The organism is Ruegeria sp. AN11 (assembly GCF_056536005.1).
In genome coordinates this window covers 1,575,230-1,591,202 of record NZ_JBQFJD010000001.1, presented here as the reverse complement: position 1 = coordinate 1,591,202, position 15,973 = coordinate 1,575,230, and the positions used below count along the sequence as shown (strand labels likewise).

Genomic DNA, 15,973 nt, shown 5'->3' with positions numbered 1-15,973 from the left:
TAAAAAGTGACTTACGTAGCGCGGTGACGTGACCATTATCTATGAGGGCACAGCTGCTGGATTATGACGCCATCGCCCACCTTAAGGATAAGACAGGTCTAGTATCCACCGGTAATTCGACCTTAGGCTGGGCATTACACCATATGCCATTAATTGGATTGGTCGAGTTTTTTGTCCATTTTCGCAAAGGACGCAGCCCAAAATTCCGCCAGAAATGCCGCCGCCTCTTGTTCCGAGATTTCTGAACGGTTTCCAGCTACATCAGTTGCTTCGCCGAATGTGTAGCGCAAATCAGTGCCACCATTGATTTCCGTCAGATGATAGGTTTCCGGCAGACTGATGTGCGGACGGGCGGGATCTTGGATCCGCGTCGAAAAGTACTCAAACGGCTCCCAATCAGTGACGCGATAATAAAAGTCTGCCAGCTCATGAGCGCAATGATAGTTAGATCCGGGGGCAAGACGTCCTTGCGGATTTTCCACCGTGACCGTCTTGATGCGGTCCATCCAGTTCTGTTTGAGCTCAGGAGCTACCAGAAATTCCCAAACCACGCCGATAGGCGCGTTGAAATGGTGTCGGAAAGTCCAAACGCCATCCTCTTCGGCGAGATAATGGCGTTGGCGGTTGGCGCGCAGGCGCTCCCACGATTTAGCCAGATCATAGACCTTCATGCGGACTTCACCAAAGTGTTCAATATCCTGCGAAAATGGCTCCATTATTTCACTGATATCCATGGCCTCTGCGGCTGCTTCGCTGAAGAGGGCATAGCTGCGAATGCCCGTACGTTCTGCAACATCTGTCTTGGTCAATCTGTGGACTAGAATGACATCGGCACCGGATATGTCCTTGGTAGGACCCATTTGCATTTCGTCGAATTGGCCATGGTGGGCGATGATTTTGAGGTCCAATGTGCTGACATTTGCGCAAGCATTACAGTTGCACGTTGTGTTCGCGATTATATCCTGGCGTCGTAGCGCAAACGCGTTATAGAGATTTTCGCAAATGGTCAGAAACGTCTCACCCGCTGGAAAATCCTGCCTTGTCGAATACGCCAAAACGGCATCGCCTTCGGTTTTCCAGAAATGCAGCGGGTCTCCAACTTGCTCGAGCAAAACTCCCAGAAGAGATTGTAGGATCGGATTGGCATGATCCATTTCTGAAGAAGTCAGAAATTGTGTGTAGCCGGTAATATCAGCAATAAGCAGATAACCTGTGTGTGTTGTCGTCATATACTCTCTCCCCAAAGAGTACTCGGCACGGATATGTGCGCTCGCTCAAAAAAATACACGCACACATCAATCATGGCCAGACTGTCCAGGCGTTTTCAAAGTCAGACCGACAAGCGCAATGGTTTGGAACACCATCGATCATTGCTGCATAATTTGATGCTTCCAAAGCAATTGTGGCTTGTGCATTGTTAGTAAGAGCTCTGTGAAATTGAAGGGACATCGCGTGAAGATCTATTCCGTATTCGTTTGGTTGCTTGCTCTTAGCTTGACATTTGGAGGCGTTGATTTGGCATCCGCCAAAGAGAAAGGCGGAAACTCAAAAGACAAGAAAGTTCAGCTGGACCGCAAACCAGGCAAGGGCCAGAAAGCTGTGCCTCCAGGACAAGTAAAGAGATATACACGGGGCGCCAAGCTTCCCAGCGACTTGGACTACACGGACATTGGAGACCTTGCAGACTGGAAATTAAAGCCTCCGGGAAAAGGCAATCGTTACATACGCGTCAACGATGAGATTTTGGAAGTTACTGATGACCTGTCAACGGTCGTCGACGCAGTTGGCATCGTCGGAGACCTCGCCAAATAAGAGGGCCTAAAAAACTAAGGATACTTTCAGCACTAGAGCCTAACGTTAAACTTGCGGACAAAGCAGACTGTCAGAGACCTGCCCGTTGGTCCTTAGTTTTGCCAGTTCTTCCGTATTGTCGTGCACGCCTCATTGATCGAAGGCGACAGGCTTCGCAAATTGCTTCAGGCCAACGGACGACTCGATCGAGCAACTTTGCAAGAAGTCTATAGATACCTGATCACAGGTCGCCACATCGACGAACAAATAGTATTTTAGCGTCAGTCAAACACTCTAATGGGTGAGTTCGCCATAATCCGTTCGATTGGAGGCGCTGAACTGGTTCCAAATCTGCTCGCTGAATTTAGACCCAACCCAATCAACTGCACGACCTCCGGCGACCCAGTGAACTTGCTGTGGCTTCCAGAATCGGAGTTCTCAATGTCGGATAGGTCTATGACAAGAACTCCGAATTCTTTTTCAAGTTCCTCCGCATCAGATGCTCCAACCCTAGGGATGCCACCTGCCAATCGGCGTGAGAAGTTCAAAGCACTGTCATCTTCTGACGTCAAAATGAAGATTCTCTCGGTGATCGACTGTGGGATCGCCTCCATGTGGCTTCTGAATAAGTCGATATCGATATCTGGTGAAGCAAGCATGATGTTTTCAACTTTCGTGATGCCTCGCGCGCGACCAGTCTCGACGGAGTTGACAATACCTTCCATAGTTAAAAGGCAACCCATCGAATGAGCGAAGATATTGACACTTGTAGCGTTGGTCTGTTGAAGAACACTTGCAATTTCAGGAAGTTTACTGCGTGCAATCAGCGTGCTGTTTAAGTCGTAGACATACCCAGTTGTCTGAGCAGAAGACGCCCAAGACATTAAAACTGGCACTCCTTCGTATCCAGAGTCCTCAACGAACTGCGCAAGCCTCAAAAGTGCATCAGTGGTAGTGTTATTATAGCCGTGCACAAAGAAAAGGATGGTGCGTTTAGAAGGTGGGCGAGAGTTCAATTCCTTGTTTACTGCGGAAACAAACCCCGCATCGCTCGAATAGACAATAGGGTCGATTATTGTGAACTCCTTGCTGGGATCAGGGGGCAACTTCCTGGGTCGTTTCAATTCACCAATCTTATGCGTGGGGGGAATTGTAACATCGACCGACGCCAAGCCGACTTCTTTTGCTCTGTCTCCTGAGAAAAAAACACCCTGCACGCCTGTTGCTGCCCTGGTCGTCGCCATGAATACCTTTTGCTTCTTCACTCCAACTTGTTCTTCAATGCTGACCTCTGGATTCTTTATCCCGACCAATTCAGGAGGTCGTGAACAAGCACTAATCAGAACCGTTAGCCCCAAGATCAGCAGAGTGAGCTTGAGCAATTGGTTGTATTTGGTCATACGAGCAGCCCTATTTGACTGGTCCAGGGTGATTGTTATCGCATTTAGAAGTATCACGTCCTAAGGCCTCGGAACACCTTCTCTGATGGCTTCCGAAAAGCCGTCCGCCAGGCCGAAGGCCTGAGCTTTTTTAGTGACATCACCCAATCGAAATATCTCTTCGATCGGTAGGTCAGTATTCATGGCGCCATTATCATAAAGAAAATAAGGAAAATACCCGTTAACAATAATTCTCCAATCCATAGGTATTTTGATTCCAATATACCGCGCGAGCTGGACCACAGAACGCGAGCAGTTGGTAAACACCGAATGAAACCAATGTGGTTTTTCCGCGACCCCGTTCGCCGCAGCAACATATCCTTCGATAAGCTTCCTGCGATTTCCGGGCACTGAACTAAGTCTGAAAATGTGAACCCGAGCGTTCTGAATGTTAGAACGCAAACCCACAACATCCTTTTCTTCACTTGCCACGACTGCAATCGAGTGCGCTTTGAAAAAATCCGCAACCGGCGAAAAAGAAACTCCCTTCTCTCGACGCACCTCATTCGACCACGCAAGGTACTGCCCATCTGCGAAACCGAAGCTCAAGATCAAATGAGCCATTGATGGTCCACCCCAATAAGACATAAAAAGATCCACTGTCTCAATCTTCGAAAGATCGTAACTGCGTGTTTCCCATGTCTCCGTTACGTCGGTTTCGCTTCGCCAATCGAAGTTCCGCACATTCTCTAGGGTTAAGATATCCCCTTCAATTGACCCAGTAACCTGTTGCGCGACCTCAGGAGACCAATCCCCATCGGACGGCGGGACCAGCGTGTTCCACCACAAATTCAGTGCAACAAGAGCTGTTGCGAAAACAACGAGCCAGCGCCACCGCGCCCGTGTAAACATTGCGACTAGCGTGCCCATGCCGAAGACTGCGAAACCACCGCAAACGACCCACTTTAGCCACTCAGGTCCGGGAAGTTTGAACCATACAGCGAGAGTTCCCCAAATTACGGAATAAGCCAGGGCAGGAAGAAGCACTGAAACACTTAGAACCGTAAAGACAACTCGCATTCTAGAATGCTCCTCCAAATGATGTGAGCAATCTTTAGCTAGCACGACTAACGCACCACGCGATGTCAAATCGTCAGTTTCTTGAACGAGCAGTTGTAAGAAAAGAGCAGTTGTAAGAAATGAAATCGCTCAAGTGGAAATATCATTTTGATGGATAAAGCTGCAGATCCCTAAACGCAGAAGGTGTCCAGTATCCGCAAAACCTTGTCCCGGTGGCAAAAGACAGCAGACGGTGGTCCCACCTAGTTCGATAACACAAGGCAACCGCAGTGGTTGCTTGGGTAGAACAAGGATATAGCCAATGAAAAACTCTACAAAGAAGTTCGTTATTGCTCCGATCTCAGGGGCAATTCTGATTACAATGGCAGCGACGGCTCAGGCTGACTACGTCGCGGACCAAGCCTTCAAAGGCGCGGTCGTTGGCGCCACTGTCGCTGCCATTGCTGGCGAGAACGTCGTTGGCGGGGCTGCTGCCGGCGCGGCAATTGGCGCCGTGAGCGGCGCGATCAAGAAGGACAATTTAGAAGACGCGCAGGACCGCGCAGAGGAGCGCCGCGACGACCGAAATAGTCACAACGACTAGGAAAAAACTTATGCCCGTCACGGCGGACCAAAGACTGCTTTACTGGCGGTATCTGGTGTCGCGCCGCTGCAGGCCATTGTTTCGCGACTAGAAAAAACACTCGAATATGGATAAGTACTAATGAAGTCTTCCGGTACATCAATTTGTTCAAGATTAGCCTTGTGCTTTCTTGCACCTTTTCTGCTGACTCTGGCCGCAGGATTGCCAACGCCTATTTTTGCGAACGAGCAATCAGTACCGGAAGCAAGTCCAACCTCAGAAATTGAGAAGGCAGAAGTGCCGTATCCTGCGGGGTTCGACGATCCCCGAGTCGAATTGGAGGAGTTTGAGCTTCAATTAATACCACTGACAAAAGATGAATTATCTTCTCTTGCTGTGCGCTGGCAAGAAATCGCGCGCGAGAAAACCAAAGCCGTGGTCGAGGCGACTATCGCGGCAGCAAACGAGGGTGATGGCACATCAGAAGCCGACTTTGACCGCATCCTACGCCTTACTGAAGATCGCAATGAGGCTTTCAAGCGGTTTTCGGCGGTAGTCGGGGGTCTGGACAAGAAGAACGGTGATGAGATGGAAGTGGGCACATACCGCGCTTACCGAAGTGCCATAATCGCAGATGAAACGCAGAGTTCCAGTTGGGAAGACCTGAGTAGAAAAGCTCTCACGTGGGTAAGATCAACTGATGGTGGCGGCAAGTTTGCGATCAGCATGATCTCGCTTTCCGCGTCGTTATTTGCACTTTTTGTCGTGGCCAAAGCTGTGTCGACCTTCTCGTTGCGTGTGTTTAGGCGGATGCGGGGCATGCCGAAGCTGATGCCCGCGTTTTTAGCAAGGGTAATCTATTGGCTTACGATGGGAATTGGATTCCTCGTGGTACTTTCTTCATTGGGTGTCGACATTACGGCGTTATTCGCAATCGTCGGAGGTGGCTCGTTTGTCCTCGCCTTTGCAATGCAAGAAACGCTTGGGAACCTTGCAGCTGGTGTAATGCTAATGATTAACAATCCGTTCGATGAAGGTGACTACATTACAGCTGGAAACACTTCCGGAACGGTCAAGTCCGTTTCTATTGTTTCAACCACTGTCCTGACGCCAGACAATCAGGTCATTGTAATACCGAATTCCATGATTTGGGGTGACGTGATATTGAACTCCACGGCCTCTGATAAACGTCGGGTCGATTTGGTTTTTGGTATCGATTACGGGGATGACCCTGATAAGGCAGCTGAGATTATTCTCCAAGTAGCAAATGCAGACGGACGCGTTTTGGATGACCCGGAGCAGCCGTGGGTGCGCGTGACAAACCTAGGCGAAAGCTCTGTGGATCTTACCGCGCGGCTTTGGTGGAAATCCGATGACTACTGGGAACTGAAATTCGCAATCACTAAAGCCGTCAAGTTGGCCTTTGATGCAAACGATGTTTCCATTCCCTATCCACATACTGTAGAGATTCAAAAAACGCATCGGCCAACATTTCATGCAATTCGCGATGTGCTTGAAGCAGGCTGAGTGCAGGCATTTATAACGGAACCAGAATTAACCTCGGGTGCATGCAGCAGACGTGGTCAAATCAGGCGCCAAGGACTGCTTTGCGGAGTACGAGAACCGCTAAAAACCTAAAATGAGTGCCTGCTTTGGGCTCGAAGCGGATGTTCGATCAAATCAGTTCAATGTCTGCTTTGCGGACAAAGCGCTCGTTCATATCACGTTAACAAACCAAGCTGATCTTGGTCACTCGCTCGCTTCTGCAATGAGCGTTGTCCACGCATCGTGCTGGGACAAGAAAACCCTGCCGTTCAGACCGTCGACAATATGAGACCGCTTGAGTCTGTCCATAACAGGACCCTTAACTTCGGACAGATGTAGGCCGACGCCAAGCTCCTTAAGGCGGTGATTGATCGCCTCGAGAGTTTCCAGCGCTGAGTAGTCCACTTCGTTAACGGCAGAGAACATCAAAACAACATGTTTGACCTTCGTCCGCTCGGCAAGGCGACTGAAGATCAGTTCTTCCAGAAAGCCGGCGTTTACAAAGTAAAGGCTCTCGTCGATGCGCAACGTCAACACCGTAGGTGCGGTTTCGACATCGTGGCGCAGGACATTTCGAAAGTGCTCTGTCCCGGGCACGCGGCCCACTTCCGCAACATGCGGTCGAGACGTCTTGTACAAATGCAAAAGTATTGAAATAGCAACTCCAGACGCGACGCCGACTTCAACACCCAGACTGAGCGTCAGCAAAACCGTTGCAGATACTGCGATGAAGTCCGCACGGGAAAAGTCCCATGTTCTGCGCAATATTGAAAAATCCACAAGGCTCAGAACCGCCACAATGATTGTGGCGGCCAACGTAGCGTTTGGCAGGAAGTACACCAATGGTGTCAACGCCAAGGCGGCGATCGCGAGGCCAAGCGCAGTATAGGCGCCAGCAGCAGGAGTTTCAGCGCCGGCATCGAAATTGACGACTGATCGCGCAAATCCCCCCGTGACCGGGTAGCCTCCTGTGAACGCTGCGCCGATATTGGCTGCGCCCAGTCCAATGAGTTCCTGGTCCGGATCGATCCGTTGACGTTTCTTGGCAGCCAAAGTTTGCGCGACTGAGACGGATTCGACAAAGCCAATCACTGAAATCAGAATCGCCGGAACCAACAGCGCTGCAAGCAAATCGGGCGCAAATCCTGGCAAAGTAAGCGGCGGCAGGCTTTGCGGGACTTCCCCAACGATTTCCACACCCATTTCGACAAGATCTAATGCCCAAACCGCAACCGTAGTAGCAACTACGGCGGCAACAGGTCCCGCCTTCGTCAGAATATCGGCAAGCGCCGCCGGGGCGCCTAGCCTCAATAGTCCGGGTTTTAACCAACGGCGGGCCCCAAAAAGGAAGGCCGTCGCACTGAGACCGATAACAAGCGTAACCCAATTCACCTCGTGCAAATGCGCAGCAATCGATGCGAGTATCTCGAACACTGTATGTCCGTGAGCATTGACACCCAAAATGTGCTTGAGTTGGCTGGCGGCGATCAAGATCCCGGATGCTGTGATAAAACCCGCAATCACCGGGTGGCTCAAAAAATTAGCCAGGAAGCCTAGCCGCAAGAACCCCAAAAGCAACAGGAAACCGCCAGAAAGAAATGCGAGGGTTAGTGCCGCAACCGCGTAGCCTGCCGTGCCTTGTTCAGCAACCTGACCGACCGCTGACGCTGTTAACAGTGAGACAACGGCAACCGGGCCAACGGCTAAGGCGCGACTGGTTCCAAATATTGCGTAAAGCAGAATTGGCGCGATGGATGCGTACAGCCCCGCTTCCGGTGGCAACCCAGCCAAGAGCGCGTAGGCCAAGGATTGGGGTATCAGCATGATGGTGACGATCACCGCCGCCATCAGATCGTTAGAGAGCTCCGCCCGTCCATAGCTGCGAGCCCAACTCAGAACCGGCAGATATTGATTCGCCCGCATCGTTACCTCCCGCTACGCCGCAGTGCCTCGTAGTGCGCGCCACAGCGCTGCAGCGCGCTGACCGCTTCGGCAGTAGCCAAGGACAGGCTCAGGCAGCTCTGCCAACGCCTTAGAAAATTCAATGTGGTTCGCTTCTGTTGCGCCGGAGTGTTTGACCGGCACATAGCGAGCTTGAAGACCTTGAGCCTTGGCGCAGTCTTGGATCTCGCCAAAGGTAGGCTGACCCTTTTCTTCGCCGTCAGGACGGACACAGATTAACGACCGAAATCCAAGCGTTTTGACTTCCGCAAAGTCATCGGCCTCTAATTGGCCGCAAGTACTGAAGTCGTCGGAAATTTGGGTGATTTCCATCGCTCTCATCCTTTCAAAATCAGAGTTTGTTGACCGGAATCTTGAGCATGGGGTTGCCGTCCACGTCCGTTGGCACCTCACCCGCACGCATATTTACCTGAAGTGATGGGATGATCAGCTTCGGCATTGCCAGCTGAGCATCTCGTTCTGTGCGGAACTTGACGAACTCTTCTTTTGATTTGCCACCGCCAACGTGGATGTTGTGGGCTTTCTCATCGCCGACAGTTGTTTCCCAGGCAATGTCCCGCCCGTTTGGTCCGTAGTCATGACACATGAAAAGTCGTGTTTCGTCCGGCAAGCTCAGGACTTTTTGAATGCTATCGTAAAGCGTTGCTGCATCGCCGCCTGGAAAATCTGCGCGCGCCGATCCCCCATCCGGCATGAACAAAGTATCGCCCACAAAAGCCGCATCCCCTGCAACATGTACCATGCAAGCCGGCGTATGGCCGGGGGTGTACATTGTGAACACCTGCATATTGCCAACCATGTACGCATCGCCGTCTTCGAAAAGCTGATCGAACTGGCTGCCATCACGCTGGAACTCGGTACCTTCGTTGAAGACCTTTCCAAACGTGTCCTGCACGATCATGATTTTTGAACCAATGCCGATTTTTCCCCCAAGCTTTTCTTGGATATACGGCGCCGCACTCAAATGATCGGCGTGAACATGGGTCTCAATGATCCATTCCAAATTCAGATCTTGGCTTACGATCTGGCGGATGAGTTCGTCTGCGTGATCGTAAGTGATGCGCCCGGCAGCGTAATCAATGTCCATTACGCTGTCGACAATGGCACATGAGTTCGAGGTTGGATCCTTTACAATATAGCTGATGGTGTTCGTTGCCTCATCGAAGAAGGCCTGAACGTCCGGCTTGATGTTTATGTTCGAGTGATACGTCATCTAACTTTACTCCTGAGAGTTTGAGGCAATGGGTGATTACGCCGCCGACTTAACAGGTCGCGCGAAAAGGAGCCTGCGCAGTACAAACCCGGCAAGAACGGCAACCAGAAAGAGAGCGACTTCCCAACGCCCGGTGCCAAGTGCCGGAATAGCAGCGCCGGGGCAGAAGCCTGCAATTCCCCAACCGACGCCAAAGAGAGCCGAACCACCAACCAGTCGCTTGTCTACGGCCGTCGCGCTTGGAATCTGAAAACGCCCGCCAAAGAGCGGCGTTGTTTGCCGCCAGGCAAGTCTGTAGCCGAAGAAAGTGACCAGGAGCGCACCACCCATAACAAAGGCGAGGCTAGGATCCCACGTCCCGGCAATATCGAAGAAATTCAGAACTTTGGCCGGGTCCATCATGCCCGACACAGCGATGCCAATGCCAAAGATCAGGCCAGTAAACAAAGCAAAAACAAGCTTCATTGCATTAAACTCCAAAGACATGACGGATCAGGAAGACTGTGATTGCAGCTGTGACCATGAAGGTCGGCACTGCCACCAAGGAGCGAAAAGACAGCCGAGATAGTCCGCAAACACCATGCCCTGAAGTGCAGCCAGACCCGAGACTGGCGCCCAGGCCTACGATCACGCCGCCGATCACGATCATAGTTGGGCTGACAGGTACCGTAAGTTCAGGCATCGCACCGGTTGCAGCATAGATCAGGCCCGGTGCGAGGATCATTCCCACAACCAAAGCTGTTCGCCAGGCGAATTCCTCACGGTTTTCTGGGAATGCCAAGCCGGACAAAATGCCCGTCGCACCCATGATGCGTCCAAGTCCGAGCATCAAAAGCACGGATCCAAGTCCAATTGCTAGCCCACCTCCAAATGAGGCGATCGGCGTAAACGCGGTTTCCATCAGGCGTCTCCGGTTGTTCGTGTTGCAACCTGATTACCGACCGGTGCCTTGCTCTTCAGTGACAATGTCACCCAACGCAAAAATTCATGCGCTGTCCGCCAAACGCTCTAATTGAGGTTTGTTCTGGAGGGTAATCCGCCCTCTCGTCTGAAGGATAAGTCCGCGCTTTTGAAAATCGTTCAGTATGCGTGAAACGACCTCACGCGCTGTCCCTAATTCGTTGGCCAAAGCCTGATGCGTCGCCTGGATTTCAGAATGACCTTCTCCCAGCGCCAAAAGGCGCTCTGCCAGTCGAACGTCCATTCTGCCAAAGGCGACATCGTCGACCACGCGCAGAAGATCAATCAACCGACGAGAATAGGCCGAGAAAACGAAGCCGCGAAAACTGTCTTCTTCAGCAGCCAGTCTATCAAAAGAGGTTTTTGGCAATGTGATTGCCGTAACGTCGGTCTCGGCAATACCCTCAGCATTATAAGCTTCCTCGGACAGCATGCAGGCGGTGGTCAGCACACAGCTCTCTCCAGCTTCAACACGATACAGCACGATTTCTCGCCCGGCATCAGAGCTTTGGGAAACGCGTATACGGCCGGCATGCAAAAACATCAGACTGTCCGGGATGTTGTCGGGTCCAAAAACTTGCTGGCCCTGCTTGTATGAAACCACGCGTGCTTCATGTAGAAGTTTATCCCTGACCCGCCGAGGTAGATTTCTCGTGCCAAGAAAGCTTTCGGTCCAATCTCCGACAGTTGTCTTCAATTTTTGTCCTATGCCCTGTGCGTTCGGTTCACTGGTTCCATACAAAGATGCGGTGGCACGCAATCTGGATCAATGGCTCTCTTCGCTTTTCAGACGAGCTAGATCCGAGCATCGCCCAACATTGGCCAGCCCGACTGGCTATTAATGCGCGGCTCAGCTCTTTGGCCGCTTCGGGCTCGGTGCAGACGTTCGCCTGAGTATCGCGAGCGACCGCTATGCGGACATTGCTGCCATCCGCATTTTTACTCCAAAGGACCGCAGTCAGCCCATAGCGGACATCCAAAACTAGTCTTTGCAGTTTCCGAGATGCGGAAAAGCGGACATCGAAATTGCTCAAACTAACGGTCTCTCACCAGTGAACAGCCTGGTCCAATATAGATCACCGAATTCCACATCTCTTCTGTAACTTTGTAGTTGCCGGTTCCTCTTTCTTGGTCGTCTGTTGGGCTGAGTCCTACTGAGGCGGATCTCTTCGGAAAAATCAGCATTTTAGTGTCGAAAAATAAATCCCAAACTGCGTTCATCTTCACTAATACCTCCAGAGGGCTGCGTGCCTTTGAAGATTGCGCGACATTTTTCGTTGGGCGTGAGTGGTGGAACAGCTAAAAAAGGGGTAAATTCACCATTTTGGGAATTTTGCCTATGCCATTTTCGGTTCAGATCATTGCCACCCCAGAAACCAGCGCCTCCAGCGTGTTTGGCCTGTATGACACTTTGGTGGCCGCAGGGCGGGACTGGGAACATCTGGTGAGCGGCGAGGAGCCAGTGCCGGTGTTTGACGTTAGCCTCGTTGGCCCAGACACCAAGGGATTTCGTTGCGGAAGTGGCGTATGGATCGCTCCAGACCAGACATTTAACAACGCAGACGACGCTGATATTGTGGTCGTACCTGGACTGACACTTTCTCCCCACGACCGGCTCGACCCCAAACAACATCCTTGCTTGGGGTGGCTTGCCAAGCGCGACTTGGCCAAGACACGCATAGTGTCAGCCTGTACAGGGGCGGTCTATTTGGCGGAAATAGGTATTTTGGATGGGGTTGAAGCGACCACACATTGGGCTTGGGAAGGCCTTTTTCGGAGGTTTTATCCGAATGTACGGCTTCGCATCGACCGCGGCCTTTGCTTTGCTGATGCGTCTCGCGGACCCGTAACGTCGGGTGGGACAACCGGATGGCAGGAACTCGCTACGTTCCTGATCGCGCATTACGGCGGCACGCAAAGGGCGGTGCGGGCAGCAAAAGTTTGGCTTATGGCCAACCGCGGAGAACTTCAGTCACCATTTAGTTCAATGATCACTACGGCACCTCATGCTGACGCCATTATCTCACGGGCTCAGTTGTGGATTTCCGACAATTACGTCATCGACAACCCAGTCGCAGAAATGGCTAAACGTTCCGGGTTGCCGCCAACTACGTTTGCACGACGCTTCCGCCAAGCCACGAGCAAGTCACCGCAAGATTACGTTTTGGCGCTGCGAATTGAAGAGGCCCGACAGTTGCTTGAAACTACCGCCTGCCCCGTCGCGGAGGTTGGAGAAGCAGTCGGCTATGCCGACGCGCCTTCGTTTAGGAGATTGTTCAAGAGAAAGACAGGAATGACACCTAGCGAACATCGCAAAATGTTCGGTCTGTCTCGGTTTTCTAGCTACTCCTGATGGACGGTGTTCAAGATTGGCATACTATTGACCGCATAGGGCTCGGTGTCGCCTTTCACTGCCTTACACATCGGTGACTACCGGACAACAAGCCCCACTCATCAAAGTCTACAAGACGCCAACCTGCGGCTGTTGTGCCGCATGGGTGGATCACCTGATTTCCGCAGGATTTCGCGCCGATACACTGAACGTGGAACAGGAGCAGCTGTGGTCGCTTAAAGAACAAATGAAAATCTCAGATGTGCTTTCCAGTTGCCACACTGCAATTGTTGGGGACTTTTTTGTCGAAGGTCATGTTCCGGCAGAAGACATAAATCGACTTTTGTCCGAACATCCTGAAGGCCTCGGCCTGACAGTTCCAGGCATGCCGATGGGTTCACCCGGCATGGATTTTTCAGACGAACGAGAACCTTATGAAACCTTGCTCGTTGGTCTGGATGGGACGACGAGTGTGTTTGCTCGACACAGCTGAGAGATTGGATGAAGGGCAATCAGATTTCCCAGCTCCATGTCCAACATTAGTTTGCGCTGATTTCAAAAGGATTCAGCTGCAATCGTTGTGTTTTTTCCACATGGCTGGGTCGTGGCCTTCGGGCACATTGGAGCACGGGTCGTTCGCATACCCTCTTAGAATGCTGTACTGTTGGATTTGATCTGCGCTCAACAGTGGTGTTGTTTGCAGGTGCCGGGACAGATGAACCAGTCGCAACTCGGCCCTGGCAGTTTCGGCCGCTTCAACAAGTTTGTTTAGCTCGGCCAATTCAAGCTGGTCACCGGCAAACGCTTCACTCAACGCCGCCTCGGCCTCAATAAACCGCTCGCCTGCGACGATTGCCTGTTCGCGCATTTCAGAATGGATCGCCTCAATTTTTCTCAGCTGATCCTTCGAGAGTCCAAGTTCATCTTTCAATTCGAGCAAGTGTGCTGGGCCTGGTTTGCCATTCAGCTCCGCTGGTAAAGCAAAACCCCAACCTCCGCCGCGCCGCAACTCTTCTAAATCGGTGTCAGATAAGCTTTTGATGGTCCTGGATTGCAGTCCGGCGTATGGCGTGACTTCAGCGTCGTGAGTGTGACTTTGCGCGAGTGCTACTTGAGAGTATTGGATCGTACAGAGCGCCGTTACAATCAGAAACTTAGGCATAAACTTAATCATGGAGTCTCCTTTCTGGCTCACCCAAATGCTTTCTTCCATACAGTACTTCTGCCCGGCGCAGCGACATTCCTGCTCCTCTTTGACCAGTACGTCGTTCCGGATTCACGTGTATTCTAGGCCGTTGAGACAATAACCTCTGCTTCGATTTCAATTGGGAAGTTGATTGGTAGGCCTGCCACCCCGACCGCCGTACGTGAATGGCGGCCAATCTCTTCTCCAAAGACGTCAATGATCAAATCCGTGAAACCGTTGAGAACCGCAGGCGTATCGCTGAAGCCAGATTTGCAATTTATCATCCCATGAACTCGGCACCACCCCGTTATTCGGTTTAGACTGCCAAGTTCGCGCTTTAGACTGCCGAGAATAGAAAGCCCGACTTTGCGTGCTGAGGCGTAGCCCTCTTCCACAGACACATTTTCTCCGACTGCTCCAAATGGCGCGGCCGGAGTACCGTCTGTTTCTTGTGGTCCATGACCAGATACGAACGCCCGGTCGCCCCGAACGTTAATCCACGGAAATGGCAACACCATACCAACAGGCAATTTTAGCGGCGCAGGTAAAATGATGTTGTGGTCTACCAATCGCTGTTCAGCGTCGATCATGGTACTCTCCCTCGCAGCACTTGCATGGATCTTACCATAAACCATGCCCAAAGTCGGTCTCGACCACCAAACTTTGCAAGGTCCGCTTCGTCCACATTTGAGTCATCTGGCGAAACCGCGGCGAACGGCTGTTGTTGGTTAGGGCAAACCCTGGCCGCGTTCGCGGGCATGAATGACCGCTCATCGTGGTTACGGGTCATCCGGCAAAAAGTCTCAGATGGCCGAGACGGTCCCGAAGCGGCAATCTTTACTAAGAAAGCGAGGTCCTAAGCAGGAAGCTCTCCGCCAGACTGAAGCCATCGCGCGTCGGCTTCCGGAAGCAACTCTGCAAGACGTTTGTGAAACGCAAGAAGGTCTTCGTCTGAAAGCTTGCCCTCCCACTTGCGACTGCTTGCGCTATCGAAGAAGGCTGACGGGTCTTTAAAGGTTGTGGACCGTTGTGTTTCTTCCTTAGCACTCGCGCGTGCATTGGCTTGCATGTTCTCGAACTGCATACTTTCCGCAATTGCGGCCAGCATTTCATCGCCAATTTTCAAACCAAGTACGGAAGCGAGCTTTCTAGTATGAGAGAGCAAATCGCGCCGCATATCGGCGTAATGGAAAATGTGTATGTTGGGATGTTGGATGTTTGACTTGAAGGACTTGAAGTGATGAACGATGGCCTCAAGGGTGATCCCATCGGCCATCTCCTCTCGAACGGTCTCACCAAGAAAAAGGGCGAATGAAGCTGTCGGCTCATCCGGGAACCTGTCTTGGATCAGGTCTTCCTTCAGGTTTGCCACATGTCGGCGCATCGAAAAATGTGCGTCGATTGGGTGTCTGAACACCGCGATGTAGGTGCAATCTGGATCGAAAGGAATGCCGTCAAAAGGCGTATGGGTCTTGATGCATCTTCTGTGGCTTTGAGCTTCGAACATTCGAGCTATGGGGAGTTGATCTCGAAACGCAGGGTCGAGCCAAACCGACAGGTCATCCATGACCTTGTCCATACCTGGCTTTTCAAACAAGAGCGACAGCACAAGGGCTTGCGTCCATGTTGTTCCGCACTTTGGCGGTGTTGCAACAATCACATCTCCTTGGCGCAGCGCGAACATGTCCCAAATCCGATTGTCGGTGAGACGTGTTCTGTACTCGAATGCCTTCCTTGAAGACGCCCGTATCGTCATTCTGATTTCCGCCAATGGACCCTTAATGAAACGATAGCAAGCATGCGGCGCTGAACCTAGAATTTTGATGGCACCCGAGTAGGAAGGCCTTTCAAAGTGCCAAGCGAAAACCTTGCATTCGCGGCTAGAAGCTCGTTTTGCCCTCAAGGCAGTCATACGCGGCACCTTGCTCCAATGCCTGTGCTGCGGTGTAAAGTCGAAATTACA

At 51.7% G+C, this 15,973-nt stretch carries 17 protein-coding genes; 5 read left to right on the top strand and 12 right to left on the bottom strand.

Annotated elements, in window-relative coordinates; genetic code table 11:
* Positions 1–149: 149 nt before the first annotated feature.
* Positions 150–1,229, bottom strand: coding sequence for a DUF2652 domain-containing protein (locus ACR3EQ_RS07875; protein ID WP_170619466.1), 1,080 nt, complete (start codon positions 1,227–1,229; stop codon positions 150–152).
* Positions 1,230–1,452: 223 nt separating this feature from the next.
* Between ACR3EQ_RS07875 and ACR3EQ_RS07870 the strand changes: the two genes are divergently transcribed.
* A complete protein-coding gene (locus tag ACR3EQ_RS07870; protein WP_170609787.1) occupies positions 1,453–1,812 on the top strand; it encodes a hypothetical protein in 360 nt (119 codons plus the stop codon).
* Between the two features lie 260 nt (positions 1,813–2,072).
* Here the strand turns inward: ACR3EQ_RS07870 and ACR3EQ_RS07865 are convergent, their stop codons facing one another.
* Positions 2,073–3,191: an alpha/beta hydrolase gene (locus ACR3EQ_RS07865; protein WP_170609789.1), complete on the bottom strand. Its 1,119-nt coding sequence runs from the start codon at positions 3,189–3,191 to the stop codon at positions 2,073–2,075.
* Between the two features lie 60 nt (positions 3,192–3,251).
* Positions 3,252–4,250 carry a lipoprotein N-acyltransferase Lnb domain-containing protein gene (locus tag ACR3EQ_RS07860; RefSeq protein WP_170609791.1) on the bottom strand — a complete coding sequence of 333 codons (999 nt, stop codon included), beginning with the start codon at positions 4,248–4,250 and terminating at the stop codon, positions 3,252–3,254.
* 301 nt (positions 4,251–4,551) lie between these two features.
* Here ACR3EQ_RS07860 and ACR3EQ_RS07855 point away from each other — a divergent pair, with 301 nt between their 5' ends.
* Together ACR3EQ_RS07855 and ACR3EQ_RS07850 are read left to right on the top strand one after the other, a co-directional pair.
* Positions 4,552–4,833, top strand: a complete 282-nt coding sequence (locus ACR3EQ_RS07855) for a glycine zipper domain-containing protein (protein ID WP_170619463.1) — start codon at positions 4,552–4,554, stop codon at positions 4,831–4,833.
* 120 nt (positions 4,834–4,953) lie between these two features.
* Positions 4,954–6,339, top strand: a complete 1,386-nt coding sequence (locus tag ACR3EQ_RS07850) for a mechanosensitive ion channel family protein (RefSeq protein WP_480490280.1) — start codon at positions 4,954–4,956, stop codon at positions 6,337–6,339.
* Positions 6,340–6,561: 222 nt separating this feature from the next.
* Here ACR3EQ_RS07850 and ACR3EQ_RS07845 read toward each other — a convergent pair whose 3' ends face one another.
* The 6 genes from ACR3EQ_RS07845 to ACR3EQ_RS07820 form a co-directional block, all read right to left on the bottom strand.
* Complete coding sequence (locus ACR3EQ_RS07845) at positions 6,562–8,280, bottom strand: SulP family inorganic anion transporter (RefSeq protein ID WP_170612185.1); 1,719 nt, start codon at positions 8,278–8,280, stop codon at positions 6,562–6,564.
* A 12-nt stretch (positions 8,281–8,292) separates the two neighbouring features.
* On the bottom strand, positions 8,293–8,631 hold the full coding sequence (locus ACR3EQ_RS07840; protein WP_170612187.1) for a protein tyrosine phosphatase family protein: 339 nt from the start codon (positions 8,629–8,631) through the stop codon (positions 8,293–8,295).
* A gap of 19 nt (positions 8,632–8,650) precedes the next feature.
* Positions 8,651–9,532, bottom strand: a complete 882-nt coding sequence (locus tag ACR3EQ_RS07835) for an MBL fold metallo-hydrolase (RefSeq protein ID WP_171237114.1) — start codon at positions 9,530–9,532, stop codon at positions 8,651–8,653.
* A gap of 36 nt (positions 9,533–9,568) precedes the next feature.
* The gene (locus ACR3EQ_RS07830) at positions 9,569–9,997 is read right to left on the bottom strand and encodes a DUF6691 family protein (RefSeq protein WP_170612192.1); all 429 of its coding nucleotides are present in this window, start codon (positions 9,995–9,997) and stop codon (positions 9,569–9,571) included.
* A gap of 4 nt (positions 9,998–10,001) precedes the next feature.
* A complete protein-coding gene (locus ACR3EQ_RS07825) occupies positions 10,002–10,433 on the bottom strand; it encodes a YeeE/YedE family protein (RefSeq protein ID WP_170514316.1) in 432 nt (143 codons plus the stop codon).
* Positions 10,434–10,517: 84 nt separating this feature from the next.
* Positions 10,518–11,189, bottom strand: coding sequence for a Crp/Fnr family transcriptional regulator (locus ACR3EQ_RS07820; RefSeq protein ID WP_170612194.1), 672 nt, complete (start codon positions 11,187–11,189; stop codon positions 10,518–10,520).
* A 642-nt stretch (positions 11,190–11,831) separates the two neighbouring features.
* Between ACR3EQ_RS07820 and ACR3EQ_RS07815 the strand changes: the two genes are divergently transcribed.
* Both ACR3EQ_RS07815 and ACR3EQ_RS07810 read left to right on the top strand, forming a co-directional pair.
* Positions 11,832–12,845: a GlxA family transcriptional regulator gene (locus ACR3EQ_RS07815; protein ID WP_480490276.1), complete on the top strand. Its 1,014-nt coding sequence runs from the start codon at positions 11,832–11,834 to the stop codon at positions 12,843–12,845.
* A gap of 145 nt (positions 12,846–12,990) precedes the next feature.
* Positions 12,991–13,317, top strand: a complete 327-nt coding sequence (locus tag ACR3EQ_RS07810) for a DUF411 domain-containing protein (RefSeq protein WP_480490275.1) — start codon at positions 12,991–12,993, stop codon at positions 13,315–13,317.
* Between the two features lie 72 nt (positions 13,318–13,389).
* Here ACR3EQ_RS07810 and ACR3EQ_RS07805 read toward each other — a convergent pair whose 3' ends face one another.
* The 3 genes from ACR3EQ_RS07805 to ACR3EQ_RS07795 all read right to left on the bottom strand — a co-directional run bounded on the left by ACR3EQ_RS07805 (position 13,390) and on the right by ACR3EQ_RS07795 (position 15,694).
* A complete protein-coding gene (locus ACR3EQ_RS07805) occupies positions 13,390–13,998 on the bottom strand; it encodes a Spy/CpxP family protein refolding chaperone (RefSeq protein WP_480490273.1) in 609 nt (202 codons plus the stop codon).
* A gap of 113 nt (positions 13,999–14,111) precedes the next feature.
* Positions 14,112–14,600 carry a RidA family protein gene (locus tag ACR3EQ_RS07800; protein ID WP_480490272.1) on the bottom strand — a complete coding sequence of 163 codons (489 nt, stop codon included), beginning with the start codon at positions 14,598–14,600 and terminating at the stop codon, positions 14,112–14,114.
* A gap of 266 nt (positions 14,601–14,866) precedes the next feature.
* Entirely contained in the window at positions 14,867–15,694 is an 828-nt protein-coding gene (locus ACR3EQ_RS07795; protein WP_170619947.1) for a sulfotransferase domain-containing protein, read from the bottom strand.
* Positions 15,695–15,973: the final 279 nt, after the last annotated feature.

Coding starts and splice junctions, on each gene's coding strand:
- ACR3EQ_RS07875 (WP_170619466.1), bottom strand. CDS start 1,229: ATGACGACAACACACACAGGTTATCTGCTTATTGCTGATATTACCGGC.
- ACR3EQ_RS07865 (WP_170609789.1), bottom strand. CDS start 3,191: ATGACCAAATACAACCAATTGCTCAAGCTCACTCTGCTGATCTTGGGG.
- ACR3EQ_RS07860 (WP_170609791.1), bottom strand. CDS start 4,250: ATGCGAGTTGTCTTTACGGTTCTAAGTGTTTCAGTGCTTCTTCCTGCC.
- ACR3EQ_RS07855 (WP_170619463.1), top strand. CDS start 4,552: ATGAAAAACTCTACAAAGAAGTTCGTTATTGCTCCGATCTCAGGGGCA.
- ACR3EQ_RS07850 (WP_480490280.1), top strand. CDS start 4,954: ATGAAGTCTTCCGGTACATCAATTTGTTCAAGATTAGCCTTGTGCTTT.
- ACR3EQ_RS07845 (WP_170612185.1), bottom strand. CDS start 8,280: ATGCGGGCGAATCAATATCTGCCGGTTCTGAGTTGGGCTCGCAGCTAT.
- ACR3EQ_RS07840 (WP_170612187.1), bottom strand. CDS start 8,631: ATGGAAATCACCCAAATTTCCGACGACTTCAGTACTTGCGGCCAATTA.
- ACR3EQ_RS07835 (WP_171237114.1), bottom strand. CDS start 9,532: ATGACGTATCACTCGAACATAAACATCAAGCCGGACGTTCAGGCCTTC.
- ACR3EQ_RS07830 (WP_170612192.1), bottom strand. CDS start 9,997: ATGAAGCTTGTTTTTGCTTTGTTTACTGGCCTGATCTTTGGCATTGGC.
- ACR3EQ_RS07825 (WP_170514316.1), bottom strand. CDS start 10,433: ATGGAAACCGCGTTTACGCCGATCGCCTCATTTGGAGGTGGGCTAGCA.
- ACR3EQ_RS07815 (WP_480490276.1), top strand. CDS start 11,832: ATGCCATTTTCGGTTCAGATCATTGCCACCCCAGAAACCAGCGCCTCC.
- ACR3EQ_RS07805 (WP_480490273.1), bottom strand. CDS start 13,998: ATGATTAAGTTTATGCCTAAGTTTCTGATTGTAACGGCGCTCTGTACG.
- ACR3EQ_RS07800 (WP_480490272.1), bottom strand. CDS start 14,600: ATGATCGACGCTGAACAGCGATTGGTAGACCACAACATCATTTTACCT.
- ACR3EQ_RS07795 (WP_170619947.1), bottom strand. CDS start 15,694: ATGTTCGCGCTGCGCCAAGGAGATGTGATTGTTGCAACACCGCCAAAG.